The 16,599-nt window shown below is 32.2% G+C and carries 16 protein-coding genes; 1 reads left to right on the forward strand and 15 read right to left on the reverse strand.

The window, feature by feature from the left end:
- Positions 1–18: 18 nt before the first annotated feature.
- The 9 genes from disA to fusA form a co-directional block, all read right to left on the reverse strand.
- Positions 19–1,074: a DNA integrity scanning diadenylate cyclase DisA gene (gene disA, locus TCEL_RS10250; RefSeq protein ID WP_018663779.1), complete on the reverse strand. Its 1,056-nt coding sequence runs from the start codon at positions 1,072–1,074 to the stop codon at positions 19–21.
- A gap of 5 nt (positions 1,075–1,079) precedes the next feature.
- Positions 1,080–2,444 (reverse strand): DNA repair protein RadA, encoded by a 1,365-nt coding sequence (radA, locus tag TCEL_RS10255; RefSeq protein WP_018663780.1) that lies wholly within the window; start codon positions 2,442–2,444, stop codon positions 1,080–1,082.
- A 107-nt stretch (positions 2,445–2,551) separates the two neighbouring features.
- Complete coding sequence (locus TCEL_RS10260) at positions 2,552–4,996, reverse strand: ATP-dependent Clp protease ATP-binding subunit (RefSeq protein WP_018663781.1); 2,445 nt, start codon at positions 4,994–4,996, stop codon at positions 2,552–2,554.
- A gap of 10 nt (positions 4,997–5,006) precedes the next feature.
- Positions 5,007–6,038 (reverse strand): protein arginine kinase, encoded by a 1,032-nt coding sequence (locus TCEL_RS10265; protein ID WP_423219073.1) that lies wholly within the window; start codon positions 6,036–6,038, stop codon positions 5,007–5,009.
- The gene (locus TCEL_RS10270; RefSeq protein WP_018663783.1) at positions 6,031–6,558 is read right to left on the reverse strand and encodes a protein-arginine kinase activator protein McsA; all 528 of its coding nucleotides are present in this window, start codon (positions 6,556–6,558) and stop codon (positions 6,031–6,033) included. The genes TCEL_RS10265 and TCEL_RS10270 overlap by 8 nt, the downstream gene beginning before the upstream one ends.
- An 11-nt stretch (positions 6,559–6,569) precedes the next feature.
- Positions 6,570–7,028: a CtsR family transcriptional regulator gene (locus tag TCEL_RS10275; RefSeq protein WP_018663784.1), complete on the reverse strand. Its 459-nt coding sequence runs from the start codon at positions 7,026–7,028 to the stop codon at positions 6,570–6,572.
- Between the two features lie 177 nt (positions 7,029–7,205).
- Positions 7,206–7,349: a hypothetical protein gene (locus TCEL_RS13565; protein ID WP_018663785.1), complete on the reverse strand. Its 144-nt coding sequence runs from the start codon at positions 7,347–7,349 to the stop codon at positions 7,206–7,208.
- A complete protein-coding gene (locus tag TCEL_RS10280; protein ID WP_018663786.1) occupies positions 7,349–7,585 on the reverse strand; it encodes an alpha-crystallin domain-containing protein in 237 nt (78 codons plus the stop codon). Before TCEL_RS10280 ends, TCEL_RS13565 begins: the two co-directional genes overlap by 1 nt.
- Before the next feature lie 89 nt (positions 7,586–7,674).
- The gene (gene fusA, locus TCEL_RS10285) at positions 7,675–9,762 is read right to left on the reverse strand and encodes an elongation factor G (RefSeq protein ID WP_018663787.1); all 2,088 of its coding nucleotides are present in this window, start codon (positions 9,760–9,762) and stop codon (positions 7,675–7,677) included.
- Positions 9,763–9,991: 229 nt separating this feature from the next.
- Here fusA and lepB point away from each other — a divergent pair, with 229 nt between their 5' ends.
- The gene (lepB, locus tag TCEL_RS10290; protein WP_018663788.1) at positions 9,992–10,513 is read left to right on the forward strand and encodes a signal peptidase I; all 522 of its coding nucleotides are present in this window, start codon (positions 9,992–9,994) and stop codon (positions 10,511–10,513) included.
- 11 nt (positions 10,514–10,524) lie between these two features.
- On the opposite strand, the gene phoU is transcribed toward lepB, so the two are convergent.
- The 6 genes from phoU to TCEL_RS10320 form a co-directional block, all read right to left on the reverse strand.
- The gene (phoU, locus tag TCEL_RS10295) at positions 10,525–11,175 is read right to left on the reverse strand and encodes a phosphate signaling complex protein PhoU (RefSeq protein WP_018663789.1); all 651 of its coding nucleotides are present in this window, start codon (positions 11,173–11,175) and stop codon (positions 10,525–10,527) included.
- Positions 11,176–11,189: 14 nt separating this feature from the next.
- Positions 11,190–11,945 (reverse strand): phosphate ABC transporter ATP-binding protein PstB, encoded by a 756-nt coding sequence (pstB, locus tag TCEL_RS10300; protein ID WP_018663790.1) that lies wholly within the window; start codon positions 11,943–11,945, stop codon positions 11,190–11,192.
- 12 nt (positions 11,946–11,957) lie between these two features.
- Complete coding sequence (gene pstA / locus TCEL_RS10305) at positions 11,958–12,830, reverse strand: phosphate ABC transporter permease PstA (RefSeq protein WP_018663791.1); 873 nt, start codon at positions 12,828–12,830, stop codon at positions 11,958–11,960.
- Complete coding sequence (pstC, locus tag TCEL_RS10310) at positions 12,830–13,735, reverse strand: phosphate ABC transporter permease subunit PstC (protein WP_018663792.1); 906 nt, start codon at positions 13,733–13,735, stop codon at positions 12,830–12,832. The genes pstA and pstC overlap by 1 nt, the downstream gene beginning before the upstream one ends.
- A gap of 51 nt (positions 13,736–13,786) precedes the next feature.
- Entirely contained in the window at positions 13,787–14,692 is a 906-nt protein-coding gene (locus TCEL_RS10315) for a PstS family phosphate ABC transporter substrate-binding protein (protein ID WP_018663793.1), read from the reverse strand.
- Positions 14,693–14,828: 136 nt separating this feature from the next.
- A complete protein-coding gene (locus tag TCEL_RS10320) occupies positions 14,829–16,571 on the reverse strand; it encodes a GGDEF domain-containing protein (RefSeq protein ID WP_018663794.1) in 1,743 nt (580 codons plus the stop codon).
- Positions 16,572–16,599: the final 28 nt, after the last annotated feature.

A 16,599-nucleotide genomic window follows, 5' to 3' on the forward strand; every position in this document is an offset into this window, starting at 1 on the left:
TTTTAAGTTCATGCCTATTTAAATTCTTCTATTTAAAATTACCTGTTCTTGCAATTTTCTTAATCCCTCTTTTATAGCTCTAGCTCTTGCTTCTCCTATACCTTCTACTGCATCTAACTCCTCTATTGTAGCATTTAATATATTCTTAAATTGACCAAATGTTTTCACCATATTATCTATAACAACTTGTGGCAATTTTGGTATTTTATTTAGTATTCTATAACCTCTTGGGGATATCATCGTTTCAAACATTGCATCAGGTGCATATCCTAAAACTTTACTAACAACATTTATATCTATTAAATCATCTGAAGGTATATTTCTTATTGCCTTTTGAACATCAGCTGGTTCTCTTTCTGCATAATCCTTTATAAGTAGTATTCCTTCTTCTTCCACTCCATCTGCTAAATCGTCTAACTGCATCGAAACTAGTCTTCCTTCATTACCCAACTCATATATATACTTTTCTATTTCATATACTATCCTCATAACCATTTCATTTCTCTGTACAGCTACTGATACATCATAGGCTGTTACTAAATCTTCAAACTCCAATGCCGATAAATTAGCCATTGCTTCATCAAGAACCTGCTTATATCTTTCTAGAGTTTGAATAGCTTGATTTGCTTTTGTTAATATTATGTTTGTATCCTTTAATACATATTTGAAATTACCTTTATAAACTGTAATAACATTTCTTCTTTGAGATATAGCTATTACTAAATTTCCTGTTTGTTTTGCTACTCTATCTGCTGTTCTATGTCTTGTTCCTGTCTCTGTAGTAGGTATTGTAGGATCTGGTATAAGCTGAGTGTTGGCATATAAAATTCTTTTTAAATCACTACTTATGATTATAGCACCATCCATCTTTGCAAGTTCATAAAGATATGAAGGTGAATATTCACTGTTTATATAAAAGCCTCCATCTACTATTTTCATAATTTCTTCTTGATCACCAATGACAATTAAACCACCTGTTTTAGCCTTTAATACATTTTCAAGTCCATCCCTTAGGGGTGTTCCAGGCGCCATAAGCTTTAAAACATTTAAAAGTTCAGTTTCTCTATATCTCATATCAACTATCCCCCTAATACCTCTTCTAATACTTCATATATATTTTTAACTCCAATTACATTTATGTCAAGATTATCCTCTATTGATTTTAAGTTTTCAAAAGGTACTATGCATCTTTCAAACCCTAACTTTTGCGCCTCTAAAATTCTCTTTTCAATAAAATTCACACCTCTAACTTCACCAGTTAATCCAAGTTCTCCTATTACAACCGTTTTAGAATCAATTGGTATATTCCTAAAACTAGATGCAATTGCACATACAATGCCTAAATCACATGCAGGTTCATCTAATTTTAAACCTCCAACAACATTTATATATGCATCAAAGGTTTGAAGTTGCATACCTACTCTCTTTTCTAATACTGCCATCAAAAGAACTACTCTGTTATAGTCTATTCCTGTTGCCATTCTTCTTGGCATACCAAATGCAGTTGCAGAAGTTAGTGCTTGAATTTCAACTAAGACTGGCCTTGTACCTTCTAAGCTACAGACAACAGCAGAACCTGGCACATTTTCTGGCCTACCAGATAGCATAACTTCAGAAGGATTTAATACCTCCTTAAGTCCATCACCCTTCATTTCAAAAATTCCTATTTCATTAGTTGAACCAAATCTATTTTTTACCGCCCTTATAACTCTATAGGTATGGTGTCTTTCGCCTTCAAAATATAAAACTGTATCAACCATATGTTCAAGTACCCTTGGACCTGCAATAGCTCCTTCCTTGGTAACATGTCCAACAATGAAAATAGGAATTGAAAGGCTCTTTGCTATCCTCATAAATGTTAATGTAGATTCTCTTACCTGACTTACACTCCCTGGAGCCGACTGCAAATCAATTTTAAACATCGTTTGTATTGAATCTACAATAACAATATCTGGCTTTAGGTTTTTTATATGTCTTTCAATAATATCCAAATTAGTTTCTGATACGATAAATAAATTTGTACCTTTAACATTTAACCTCTGTGCTCTTAGCTTAATCTGTTTTTCTGATTCTTCTCCAGATATATAAAATACTCTCTTTCCGTCAAGAGAAAGGTTTTTAGACACTTGCAGTAGTAAAGTAGACTTTCCTATTCCAGGATCTCCTCCTACTAAAACTAAAGAGCCTCTTACAATACCTCCACCTAAAACTCTATCTAGTTCATCTAATCCTGTTTTTAATCTTTCTTCTTCTGTCACTTCAATTTCATCTACTGTAAGAGGTGTTAATATATTGGTAGTTGTTGCTATATAGTTTTTGTTTATTTCATTTTCAAATTCTTCAACAAGACTATTCCAAACACCACATTCTGGACATTTTCCCATCCATTTTGGTGATTCATATCCACACTCTTGACATACAAATTTAGTTTTGACTTTTGCCATACAATCACATCCATAATGAATATATTTTTACCTTTCGTATATATTTTACACTAACTTATAAAAAAATAAATATATTTTTATTTTTACACTATAAAAAGCAAGGAGATTTATTCTCCTTGCTTTATAAACACTATTTCTTCATCTTTAACATCCATCTTTACTCTATCACCTTTTTTAATATTACCCTTTAACATCTCTTCTGATAGCTTATCCTCTACCGCCTTTGTAATTGCACGTCTTAGAGGTCTTGCTCCATATACAGGGTCAAATCCAGCCTTTGCAAGATGTTTCTTTACATCCTCAGTATATTCTACTTCAATATCTAAATCCTTCAACCTCTTTAATACACTGTTTAACATAAGCTCAACAATCTTTTCAATATCCTTTTCTTCAAGTTGATGGAATACTATTATATCATCTATTCTATTTAAAAATTCTGGTCTAAATGTTCTCTTTAGATCCTCCATTACATTTTCCTTCATCTTTTCATATGAACTTTCTTTTTCCTTCTCAGTATTGGCAGCAAAACCTAATCCTTGTTGTTTTTTAATCGTACTTGCACCTACATTTGATGTCATTATAATTATTGTATTTTTAAAGTCTACTGTCTTTCCCTTTCCGTCAGTTAATCTACCATCTTCAAGTATTTGAAGCAATATATTAAATACATCTGGATGAGCCTTCTCAATTTCATCAAATAGAACTACTGAATATGGCTGTCTTCTTACCTTTTCAGTTAACTGTCCTCCTTCTTCATATCCTACATATCCTGGAGGTGAACCTATAAGCCTTGATACCGCATGCTTTTCCATATATTCTGACATATCTATTCTTATCATAGCATTTTCATCACCAAACATAGCCTCAGCAAGAGCCTTTGTAAGCTCTGTCTTACCAACTCCTGTTGGTCCTAAGAATATGAATGAACCTATTGGTCTCTTTGGATCCTTTAAACCTACTCTTGCACGTCTTACAGCACGTGCTACTGCTTTAACTGCTTCTTCTTGTCCTACAACCCTGTTATGAAGTATTTCTTCAAGTTTTAGAAGCTTTTCTGATTCTGTCTCTGTTAATTTGTTTACAGGTATATTAGTCCATCTTGATACTACATTTGCTATATCTTCAGCTGTAACAGATAAGTTCTCATTATCTGCTTTATTTTGCCATGACTCCTTCAATTTATTTAGTTCGTTAACAAGCTCTTGCTCTTTATCTCTTAGTTTTGCAGCCTTTTCATACTCCTGCATATTAACAGCTTCGTCTTTATCTTTTCTAACTTTTTCTATTTCCTCTTCTAACCTCTTTATATCCGGTGGAGCTGTCAATGTCTTTAACCTAACCTTTGAGGCTGCTTCATCCATAAGGTCAATTGCCTTGTCTGGTAGATATCTATCGGTAATATATCTATGTGATAGATTTACTGCAGCTTCAATTGCTTCATCAGTGATCTTAACCTTATGATGTGCTTCATATTTATCCCTTAACCCCTTTAAAATCAATATTGACTCTTCAACAGATGGTTCACCAACCATTACAGGCTGGAATCTTCTCTCTAGAGCTGAATCCTTTTCTATATATTTTCTATATTCATCAATTGTTGTAGCACCAATTACCTGTAACTCTCCTCTTGCTAAAGCAGGCTTTAGTATATTAGATGCATCCATTGCACCTTCTGCTGCACCAGCACCAACAATTGTATGCACTTCATCTACAAATAGTATTATATTTCCTGCCTTCTTTATATCGTCCATTACCCTCTTTAATCTTTCTTCAAACTCTCCTCTATACTTTGAACCTGCAATCATGCCTGATAAATCAAGAGTTACAACCCTCTTATTCTTAAGTATCTCAGGTACATTACCTTCAACTATTTTTTGAGCTAGTCCTTCAGCTATTGCTGTCTTACCTACACCTGGTTCACCAATTAAACATGGATTATTTTTTGTTCTTCTACATAGTATTTCAATAACCCTTTCAGTTTCCTCTTCTCTTCCTATAACAGGGTCTAATTTTCCTTCTCGTGCAAGTTCTGTTAAGTCACGACCAAACTGATCTAAATTAGGAGTATTAACTCTTCCTTTTTTAGTTTGTCTAGACTTTGATTGCATTTCATTGTTTTGTGACATATTTTGAATTAAATCATTTCTTAATTTATTAAAGTCAACGCCCATCTTTTGAAGAAGTGTAACAGCAACTCCTTCTCCTTCTCTTATAATTCCAAGCAGAAGATGTTCAGGAGCAATAAAGTTATGATTTAATGAACTTGCTTCACCCTTTGCAACCTCAATTAACCTTTTAGTTCTTGGTGTAAGTTCTAATTGTTTAAGGAAGAAGTCAACTTCCCCAGTTCCTTCTATATTTATTATTTCTTGTCTTAACTTATTAGCATCTATTCCATAATCTGATAAAAGCTTTGAAGCATAGCCACCCTCTCTTACAATTCCTAAAAGTATATGCTCAGTTCCTATAAAATTATGTCCAAGCCTTTGGGCCTCTTCAGCAGCTAAATTTAAAACCCTTTGGCTTCTTTCTGTAAATCCTCCAAACATCATAAACACCTCCTTAATTTAGTTTTTCCCTAATTAGCCTTGCTCTAACAATGTCTCTATCCTTAGGACTTAAATCTCTTTTTTCTAAAAGTTGTAAAGTTGCTGGTTGAACATTAACAAATAGTTCATTTAATTTATCTACATTTACATCTTTAATTATTCCCATTTCAACTCCCATTCTTACCTTTGATATCAATTCTAAACTTTCCTGTGTTGATATGCTTCTTGCATACTTTAATATACCTAGTGCTCTATAGAGTTCATCTTCAAGTTCAACCGATTGCTTTTCAAGTAGCATTTCTCTTGCCTTTTTCTCTTTTTCTACAATCTTATTTGTTACTGCAATTAAATTGTTTATAATTTCCTCTTCAGATAGTCCTAGTGTTATTTGATTTGATATTTGATATACATTTCCTAAGGCATTGCTGCCTTCACCATATAATCCTCTTATTGTTAATCCAACTTGGTTAATTGTATTTATTATATTGTTTATATTCTTAGTTATAGTTAAAGCTGGTAAATGAAGCATAACCGATGCCCTAAGTCCTGTTCCAACGTTTGTTGGACAGCTTGTTAAATATCCAAGTCTTGTATCATATGAATAAGTTATTCTCTCTTCAATTAAATCGTCTATTTTACTAGCAAGCTCATAAGCTTCCTTTAATTTAAAACCTGGATATATAACCTGAAGTCTTATATGATCCTCCTCATTAATCATTATTGATACATTTTTTTGCTTATTGATCATTACAGCTGAAATATCACTTCTATTTATCAAATCCTTACTAATAAGATGCTTCTCAACAAGAGACATTCTTTCATTTAAAGTTATATCTTTTAAATTTATAACATCAAAATCCTTTGAAATTGCAGAATTACTATCTAATATAGCTGATGTTACATCTTCAACTACCTTTTTTGCACTGTCTTTATCTAAAATATGTGGAAATGGAACCCCATCTATATTACGAGCAAGTCTTATTCTGCTAGTAAGAACTATCCCCTCATCTGAAGATTTTGAGAAAAACCATGCCATATTATTCACCCCTTTCAGTACCCAATTTTGACTCAAGATATCTAATTTCATCTCTTAGTTTTGCTGCTTTTTCATATTCCTCTTTATTTATTGCAATTTTTAATTCTTCCTTTAATCTTTGAATATCCCTTCTCAATTTTAACTCTCCACCTGTTCTTGCAGGTACCTTGCCAGTATGCTCTATATTGCCATGCACCCTTTTTATTATAGGAGTTATCTTTTGAGAAAATGCACTATAACATCTTCCGCACCCTAATCTACCTTTATTTCTGAAATCATTGAAGGTCATCTTACATACTGGGCATACTTCTTCTTCGTATGTCTTAGGTGCTCCTCCTAGCATTTCAACAAATCCATCTAGTATATTTTGGAATGACATAGGCATTCCAAAATTTATTGGGAAGTTTACATTTATATCTTCACTTTGCTTTGCACATTCATCACAAAGATGCAGTTCAGTTTTAACGCCATTTATAATTTTTGTTATATGAACATTAGCTTCCTTCTGATTACATCTCTGGCACAACATATTCATACCCCCTATTCTATCATTGTTATTAATATATTCTTCAAAATATGGGCTCTTATTTTGTTTTTAGTCTCACCATCTAAAGGAATACTTCTATCATTTACAGCAGCTTTTATAATTGCCGCCTCCCTTTTATTCAAAAAACCCCTTTCCATAAAAAACTCAATGTATTCTTCTGCTTCGCTTTGTGTCAATGAATCCATTATGTTATTTTTTATAGCTTCTTTTATATACTGGTTTTTATCAAGCTCAATTCTTGTTATTTTAATACATCCGCCCCCACCACGTTTACTCTCTATATAGTAACCTTTATCTATTGTAAATCTTGTGGTCAATACATAATTTATCTGGGACGGTGCACAGTTGAATATGTTTGCTAATTCATTTCTTTGTATTTCAAGAACATTTTGTTCACTGCTCTCTAGCATTTGTTTTATAAATTCTTCAATAATATCTGAAAGTCTTGCCATCACATCACCTCTTTTGACTTTGACTTTCTTTGACCTTTCACCTTTAATTATAATACTGGTATTTATATACTCAAACCTTAATAAATACAATTTTTGTTGTTTTTTAATAATAATTATTTATTATTAAAATTTAAATTCAAATTTCTCAATTTTTCATAAAATAGGTGGTTAAACCACCTATTTTTTTGATTTATTATTTTTTTGTTTTAACTTCTCTTCTATTTCTTCAACCCTTTTTCTTTGTTCTTCTGGAGTCATCCAAGCAAATTCTGTTGGAACCATCTCTCCATATAAGTTAAGATTGTATTCATCCTTTTTCATTATTGACGCCTCCTTGCAATGATATGGTATTTATTATCATCATGCCCACCCTTTACTGTTATATCAAAACCATTATTCTCTAATACCCTATTTATGTTTTCTGTTTGAGTTGCATCAGCTGCTTCTATTGTAATAACCAACTCATCATCTCTACCAATTACATTTAAAACATCCACAAGCTTCCTTTGATCTAGCTGGTCTATAATGCTGCCAAAATTTATTCTATAATCAGACATTTTCTCCCCTCCTTAATATTTAGTTTTACCCTTAAAAAATTTTTTATAAAAGCAATTGATAAAAAAACAAGAAGAATAAGCCAACTGGCTTATTCTTCTTCCATTTCCTTTAACTTTTGAGCATTTTCAATTATTTTTTGACTAATAGCTGGTGGAACTTCTTCATATCTTTCAAATCTCATTGTAAAGCTTCCTCTTGCTTGAGTCATAGATCTTAATTCTGTTGCATATTTAAACATCTCTGCAAGTGGAATTTCTGCTGTTACAACCTCAAGACCATTTCTTTGTTCCATACCTAGAACTCTACCACGTCTTTTATTTATATCTCCCATAACATCTCCCATATATTCATCAGGTATTGTAATTTCAACATGCATTATAGGTTCTAATAAAACTGGATCTGCTTCCTTCATTCCCTTCTTATAAGCAAGGGCAGCTGCTGTTTTAAATGCCATTTCTGATGAATCTACTGGGTGATATGAACCATCATGTAATGTTGCTTTTATTCCAATAACTGGATAACCAGCAAGAACTCCATGCTTCATTGCTTCTCTTAAACCTTTTTCAACCGCAGGTATGTATTGTCTTGGAACAACGCCTCCTACAATTTGATCCACAAATATCAAATCGTCTGTTTCATGTTGTGGTTCAAACTTTATCCAAACATCACCATATTGTCCATGACCACCTGTTTGCTTTTTATATTTACCTTGTACATCTGATGATTTTCTAATTGTTTCTCTATAAGGAACCTTTGGAGTATCTAATACTACATCTATTCCAAATTTATTCTTTAATTTATTTGCTATAATTTCTATATGCATCTCACCAAGACCAGATATTATTGTTTCTGCATTTTCAACATCTCTTGTTATTCTAAATGTTGGATCTTCTTCTAACAACTTTTGAAGGCCTGTAGAAATTTTATCTTCGTCTCCTTTAGCCTTTGGTTTAACTGTCATAGATAAGCATGGTTCTGGGAATTCAAACTTTCCATATACAATAGGCTTTGAAGCATCACACAATGTATCTCCTGTTAATGTGTATTGAAGTTTAGAAACAGCTCCAATTTCTCCTGCATAAAGTCTATCTACTGAAATTTGGTTCTTTCCCTTTAGTAAATATAGTGTACCTACTTTTTCCATTTTGTCTTGAGTTGAATTATATATAGATGAATCTGCTGAAATACTTCCTGATAAAACTCTAAATAGTGATAATCTGCCTACAAATGGGTCTGCTATTGTTTTAAATACTATAGCTGAAAATGCCTCGTCTATACTTGATTTTCTAGTTTCTATGTTTCCTGTCTTTGGATTTATACCTTCGTATGTCCTTTCAAGTGGAGATGGGAAATAGTTTATTATGTTATCTAGAAGTGTATGTATTCCTATGTTATTTACTGCTGAACCACAAAATACAGGTGCTATGTCACAAGATAAAATTCCCTTTCTTAGTCCTTTAACAATTTCCTCCTCAGATAATTCACCTTCACTTAGGTATTTATCTAAAAGCTCTTCGTCTGTTTCTGCAACAGCTTCCATAAGAATGCTTCTATATTCATCTACCATTGGCATTAACTCACTTGCAACCTCAACATCAGTCATGGCCCTTGTCTTTGAATCATAAATCTTTGCTTTTTTGCTAACTATATTAACAACACCCTTAAAATCAGCTTCTTTTCCTATTGGAATTTCAATTGGAACAACTGCAAGACCAAATTTATCCTTTAGTGACTGTAGGGTTTTTTCATAATTGGAATTTTCTCTATCTAATTTATTTATAAAAAATGCCCTTGGAATTTTATATCTATTTACATAATCCCATGACTTTTCTGTTCCTACTTGTAGTCCTGATACACCACATACATTAATTATCGCTGCATCAACACCCTTTAGACCCTGAATAACCTCTCCTACAAAATCAAAATACCCTGGAGTATCTACTAAATATATTTTATGTCCATTCCATAAGCAATTTGCTACTGCAGATGATATTGATATTTTTCTTTTCTTTTCTTCGGGATCATAGTCTAAAATAGAGGTACCGTCATCTGTTCTTCCTAGCCTATCTGATTCCTTTGTGCTAAATAGTATTGCTTCTGCTAAGGAAGTTTTTCCTGTACCTCCATGACCTATGAGCCCGATATTTCGGACATTTTCAGCTTTGTACTCCTTCATATTAATTCCCCCTTTGGCAGTTTTTATGCCTTATTTTATATTTCTATAAATTTTTATTTTTTCCTTCTTAAATTTTTTAAATTTTTCGAAAATACATCTTTTATTATTTTATACTATTTTTGGTTTTTTATACATTTTATTAATCTTTTATTAATATTCTATTTTTCAGTTACAAAATTTATGTAATAAGTGTATAATATAATTAGCTACTTTTAGGAGGTGCTTTAATTTGAATGAAAATGTAAAAAGAGAAATTAAAGAATGGATATATTCTCTAATTATAGCTGCCGTTCTTGCTTTTACAATAAAAGCATTTATATTTGATATAATTCAAGTATCAGGTATTTCAATGGTTCCAACACTACATAATAACGACAGAGTAGTAGTTGAAAAAATAAGTCTATATAGAAAAAAAATATATAGAGGTGAAATTGTAATACTAGATCCAGGAAGTAAAGGTAGGGGAATCTATATAAAAAGAATAATAGGATTACCTAATGAAGTAGTTGAGATTAAAGATGGAAGTGTATATATAAACGGTAATAAACTTAAAGAAGACTATTTAGAACCCGGTACTTATACAGACGTAGATATGAAAATCACAGTTCCTGAAGATTGTGTTTTTGTGTTAGGTGATAATAGAGAGGTAAGCGAAGATAGTAGATACATAGGACCTATTCCTATTAAAAATTTAAAGGGCCATGCTGTTTTTCGAATTTATCCATTTTCAGATATTAAAAAATTAAGGTAGCTCTTGCTACCTTAATTTATTTCTACTCTCTCTCCAGTTACCATGTAAATGATTCTTTCACAAATATTTGTTGTATGATCAGCAACTCTTTCTAAATATCTACCTACAAACAGCAGCTTTATACCTTGATTTAAAAATTTGCTATCTCTTGAAATATACTCAAATACTTCTTTAATAACTATATCATATAAATCGTCCACTTCTTGATCCATCTCAGCAACTTTTCTGGCTAGTTCAACATCCTGATTAACAAATGCATCAAGACTTAATTTAATCATCCTTTGGCATATTTCTGCCATTTTAGGAATATCAATAAGGGGCTTCATTAAAGGCTCTTTTCCTATTTCCAATGTTACTTTTGCAATATTTACAGCATGGTCCCCTATTCTTTCAAGATCTGTTATTATTTTAAGTGCTGATGCAATTCTTCTTAAATCCTTTGCAATAGGTTGTTGAAGTGCTATTAAATTTAAGCAGTCCTTTTCTATACTAAGCTCCATCTCATCAATTGCATCATCATCGGTATATATACTCTTTGCCATCTCAAGATCTTGGTTCTTTAGAGAAACAATAGCCTTATCTATTATTTCCTCAACCATTGCTCCCATTTTAATTAAGTCATGATTCAATCTTGTTAGCTTTTGATCTAAATGTTCTCTCATCATAACCTCTCCTTTTAACCGAATCTTCCAGTAATATAATCCTCTGTTCTTTTATCCCTTGGATTTGAGAAAATCTTACTTGTTTCATCATATTCTATTACTTCCCCATTTAAGAAAAAGGCTGTATAATCTGATATTCTTGCTGCCTGCTGCATAGAGTGTGTTACTATAATTATAGTATAATCCTTTTTAAGTTCAAGTACCAATTCTTCTATCTTCATTGTTGAAATCGGGTCAAGAGCTGAAGTTGGCTCATCCATCAATACTACATCAGGTTGCATTGCAATGGCTCTAGCAATACATAATCTTTGCTGCTGTCCACCTGAAAGCTCAAGAGCTGATTTATAAATTTTATCTTTTACTTCATCATACAGAGCAACTGCCTTTAATGTCTTTTCTACTACTTCGTCTAATATTTCCTTTTTATTTACTCCATTTTTTCTAAGCCCATATACTATGTTTTCATATATTGTCTTTGGAAATGGATTTGGTTTTTGGAATACCATACCTATTCTTCTTCTTAATTCAACAGGTTCCATTTCCTTAGAATAAATATCCTTTCCTTCATATATTATGCTTCCTTCTACCTTAACGTTCTCAATAAAATCATTCATTCTATTTAATGTTCTTAAAAATGTTGATTTTCCACAACCTGAAGGTCCTATGAATGCTGTTACATTATTTTTATATATGTCCATATTTATGTCCTTCAACGCTCTATTATCTCCATAATAAAAGTTTAGATTTCTAACACTTAAAATAGCTTCCATTTTATTGCCCCCTTAGTCCTTCATTCTTATTTGATATTTATTTCTAAGAATTATTGCAACGGAGTTTACTCCAAGCAATATTACAAGAAGTACTATAATACCTGCTGCTGCTATATCTTGGAATTCTTTTTTTGGCATCCCTGCCCAGTTAAATATTTGTATAGGTAAAACTGTAAATTGATCTAGCGGTCCTTTAGGTATAAATGATACGTAAGCTAGAGCCCCTACTACGATTAAAGGTGCCGCTTCTCCAAGTGCTCTTGATACAGCAAGTATAGAACCTGTCAATATACCAGGTAATGCATAGGGTAAAATAACCCCTGTTACTGTCTGCCATTTAGTTGTACCTAATGCATAGGATGCTTGTTTTAATGATGATGGAACACTCTTAATTGCTTCCTGTGAAGATATAATTATAATTGGTAGTATTAATATTGCCATTGTGAAGGCTGCAGCAAGTATTGTTCTTCCCATGCTAAAAAGCCTTACAAAAACTGCAAGTCCAAGCATTCCATAAATTATAGATGGCACTCCTGCTAAATTTGCTATGTTAAGCTTTATAAACTCTGTAAACTTATTGTCTTCAGCATACTCTTCAAGATATATAGCAGTACCTACACCTACTGGAAATGCAATTAATGCTGTTAATAAAATTACCCAAAGGCTTCCTAATAGTGCAGGATAAATTCCTGATTTCCTTGGAAATCTTGATGGAAAGTTCTTTAAAAAGTCAAGGCTTAACCAAGGAATACCCTTTCTTAATATATCTAACATTAAAATTGCAAGCACTACTACACCAAACAAAGTACAGGCTAAAAATATAACATGCATTATGCTATTGAGCATTTTTCTCCTTTTAAGTCTTCTTAACTCTTCACTATTCATTAATAAGCCCTCCTATATTTTCTAACAAAATATCTTGAAATAACATTCAATGTAAAGGTCATTAGGAAAAGAAGCGTTCCAACTGCAAATAAAGTTTTATAAGCTAGTGAACCATACGGTACATCACCCATACTTATTTGAACTATATACCCAGTCATTGTCTGTATACTCTCTAAAGGATTAAAGGTAAGCTTAGGTGTTGAACCTGCTGCCATCGCAACTATCATTGTCTCCCCAATTGCTCTTGATATTGCAAGAATAAAAGAAGCAACTATACTTGACATAGCAGTTGGAATTACAACATCCTTTGTTACCTCAAGCTTTGTTGCACCAAGTGCATATGCTCCATTCCTTAAAGAATCTGGTACTGCCATCATTGCATCTTCACTCATTGATGATACAAGAGGTATGGTCATTATTCCTACAGCTATCCCTGCGCTTAATGCGTTATATACACTTGTTTCTGGAAATATATTTCGAATGAAAGGGGTAATTGCGGTTAACGCAAAGTAACCATAAACAATTGATGGAACTCCTGCTAACACTTCCAATACAGGCTTTAATATTTTTCTAACCTTCTTTGGTGCATATTCACTTAAGTATATTGCACTACCAAGGCCTATTGGAATTGAAATAAAGGCTGCTATAACAACTATAAGCATTGTACCTGCAACAAGGGGTAAGACCCCAAAATGGGTAGGTTCTAATAAAGGTGTCCACTTAGTTCCTGTTAAAAACTCAACTATTGATACCTCTTTAAAAAACATCAATGTCTCTTCAAAAAGTGAAAAGATGATTCCAATTGTAGTAAAAATAGATATAAGTCCAAGTATCGTTAATATAACCTTAACTATTTTTTCTAATCTATTCATTCTCTCTTTTCCTTCAAACTCTATCCTTCTCACACTAGCACCTCCTTAACTACAGGCCATAAGGCACCCATTAGGGTGCCTAAATTATTTAATCTTGTTTAATTCTTCTTGATACTTAGAATCTTCCATTGGAATATATCCAACTTCCTTAACTAAGTCCTTACCCTTTGTTAAGTAGAACTTAACAAATTCCTTAACTTCTGGTCTTTCAAGGGCCTTATTTGAAACATATATAAATAGTGGTCTTGATAGTGGCTTATATGTTCCATTCTTAACAGTTTCTACTGTTGGTTCTACACCATTTACCTTAACTACATTTAACTTATCCATGTTTTCTTCATAGTAAGCTAAACCAAAGAATCCCATAGCGTATTTATCTCCAGCAACACCTTGAACAAGAACATTGTCATCTTCACTTGCAGTATAGTCTGCTCTAATTTGCTTTGCTTTACCATTTATTGCTTCTGTAAAGTACTCAAATGTTCCTGAATCAGTTCCTGGACCATATAACTTTATTTTTTCCTTCGGCCATTCTGGTCTTACATCGCTCCAGTATTGAACCTTTGAGTCCTTATCCCAGATCATCTTTAGTTCTTCTACTGTCATATCCTTTGCCCAGTCATTTTGTTTATTAACAACAACTGCTATTCCATCGAATGCAACTTGTACTTCAGTCATTTCTATTCCATTTGCCTTAGCCTTATCTAGTTCTTCTTGTTTTACATGTCTTGATGCATTGTTTATATCGATTTCACCAACTACAAACTTCTTAAATCCTCCACCTGTTCCTGAAACACCAACTGTTATTTCTACTCCTTGATTTTCCTTCTTAAACTCTTCTGCCACTGCTTGAGTTATTGGATACACTGTACTTGATCCATCAATTTTAATTGTTCCACTTAGTGACTTGCTCTTTTGACCTGCACATGAAATCATTGATAGTGATAAAACCGCAGTTAACGCTAATGTTATAAACTTCTTAGCCTTCATAATTTTTCCCCTTTCATTTTATTGTTTCATCTTACAATTACATTTTATAATTTTGAATTGTTAAGTTCCTGCATATTCTTGTTAAATCTAGGTTAACTCTTAATTTTATTTTTTGTTTGTAATAATTTTATATACATCAACCAATTATAAAACAGCTTCCCTTTGTTAACTTACACTGCTTTTTTATTACAGATAAATATTCTCCTACTTCCTTTGCTGAATTAAACCCTTCAAGGCTTCTAATCATACACGCTATAGATACCGAAACTAGTGGAAATATTACTTCTTTTCCTTCTCTGTTTGTTGATATTACATAACCATTATTTAAATCTTTTATAGTATAGAAGGATCTTATTCTTCTATCAAATTCTCTGATTATACTTCTACAAAGCCCCTCTATGTTTGAATTGATATTTAAAATAACTATAAAATCATCTCCACCAATATGCCCAACAAAACAATCCTCATAATCTTTAGTTACTTGAAGCAAAATATCCGAAAGCATTCTTATTACCCTATCTCCGTTTTCAAATCCATATAAATCATTGAAGGGCTTAAAATTATCTAGATCTATATATAATATAGAGGTGCTTGTCCCACTTTTAATTAACTCATTTATCTTTTCTTCTATAATTAAATTCCCAGGAAGCCCTGTTAATGGATTTAAATGTCTTGCATAGTTTAGCTCTAGTTCCATAGCATACTCTAATAGCTTTTTAACTGTAACTATACCATAATACTTATTTTCTTTTGTTACTACTACATAATCATATAAGTTTTCCTCTTTTCTTGACATTGCAAGCTGTGCTACTTCTGAAATAGGTAAATTATAGTCTACAACAAGAGGAGATTTATTCATTATAATGCTAACCGGTCTATTTAAATAGATTTCATTACCATAAGGCTTTGCCAAAGCAAAGGTCAATTCACTCTTCATAACAAGTCCAATTGGGTAATCATCCCTTACAACAACTACTCCCTGTACAGAATACTTATTAAAATGTTCTTTTATATCTTTACCTTTTGTATCTTCTTTAACTGGTATATCAAACCTTACAATTTTACCTATAGGACATGTTTTGGCATTATAGGTAAGCTTTTTAGTCTTTTCGTTTATTAAAAATATTATCTGATCCTTTATTTTTTCATCTATATCATTGATACTCTGACTTGGTCTTGCTATTAGATAGCCTTGTACAAGTTCTACACCTGCTTCAATTAAAAAGCTAAGCTCATCAATAGTTTCTACTCCCTCTGCAATAAGCTTCATATTTGTTATCCTACTTAAAGAAAGTAAGTTTTTACATAGAGCCTGCTTAAAACTATCTTTATCTATATTTCTTATTAAAGCCATGTCAAGTTTTATAAATTGAGGCTTTGTTTCAGTAATAAGCCTAAAACCTGAATATCCTTCACCTGTATCATCAATAGCAATCTTATAGCCCTGCTTTTTATAATGTTCTAATACCTCCCTAAAGGACTTGTAATCTTCTATAGCTGTCTTTTCAGTTATTTCAAAGATTATATTATCAGGAGATAGATTGTTTGTTCTTAAAAACTCATTTGTAAATCCTTCCTTAAACTTTGGATCTTTAATTATCTGTGGATCTACATTTAAAAAAAGATACTCACTTATATTATTCTCTTTAGCCCTCTCTATAGCTAAAGTTCTACAAAGATACTCAAGCTCCCACAATAAGCCATATTTTTTAGCCACATCAAACAACTTATCCGGTCTTTCTAAAATACTTCCTTCAGGTCCCCTTGATAAAGCCTCATATCCTAAAACCTTCACGCTTTTTACATTAACTATAGGTTGAAAAAAAGTCCTAATATTTCTTTCACTTATTATCCTTTGAAGTTCCCTTAATTCATCCATAGTATCACCCTTTTGTTTTGTTAATTAA

Origin of the sequence: Thermobrachium celere DSM 8682 (assembly GCF_000430995.1) — a bacterium.
Lineage (GTDB): Bacteria > Bacillota > Clostridia > Clostridiales > Caloramatoraceae > Thermobrachium > Thermobrachium celere.

Coding starts and splice junctions, on each gene's coding strand:
- disA (WP_018663779.1), bottom strand. CDS start 1,074: ATGAGATATAGAGAAACTGAACTTTTAAATGTTTTAAAGCTTATGGCG.
- radA (WP_018663780.1), bottom strand. CDS start 2,444: ATGGCAAAAGTCAAAACTAAATTTGTATGTCAAGAGTGTGGATATGAA.
- TCEL_RS10260 (WP_018663781.1), bottom strand. CDS start 4,996: ATGATGTTTGGAGGATTTACAGAAAGAAGCCAAAGGGTTTTAAATTTA.
- TCEL_RS10270 (WP_018663783.1), bottom strand. CDS start 6,558: ATGTTGTGCCAGAGATGTAATCAGAAGGAAGCTAATGTTCATATAACA.
- TCEL_RS10275 (WP_018663784.1), bottom strand. CDS start 7,028: ATGGCAAGACTTTCAGATATTATTGAAGAATTTATAAAACAAATGCTA.
- TCEL_RS13565 (WP_018663785.1), bottom strand. CDS start 7,349: ATGAAAAAGGATGAATACAATCTTAACTTATATGGAGAGATGGTTCCA.
- TCEL_RS10280 (WP_018663786.1), bottom strand. CDS start 7,585: ATGTCTGATTATAGAATAAATTTTGGCAGCATTATAGACCAGCTAGAT.
- fusA (WP_018663787.1), bottom strand. CDS start 9,762: ATGAAGGAGTACAAAGCTGAAAATGTCCGAAATATCGGGCTCATAGGT.
- phoU (WP_018663789.1), bottom strand. CDS start 11,175: ATGAGAGAACATTTAGATCAAAAGCTAACAAGATTGAATCATGACTTA.
- pstB (WP_018663790.1), bottom strand. CDS start 11,945: ATGGAAGCTATTTTAAGTGTTAGAAATCTAAACTTTTATTATGGAGAT.
- pstA (WP_018663791.1), bottom strand. CDS start 12,830: ATGAATAGTGAAGAGTTAAGAAGACTTAAAAGGAGAAAAATGCTCAAT.
- TCEL_RS10315 (WP_018663793.1), bottom strand. CDS start 14,692: ATGAAGGCTAAGAAGTTTATAACATTAGCGTTAACTGCGGTTTTATCA.
- TCEL_RS10320 (WP_018663794.1), bottom strand. CDS start 16,571: ATGGATGAATTAAGGGAACTTCAAAGGATAATAAGTGAAAGAAATATT.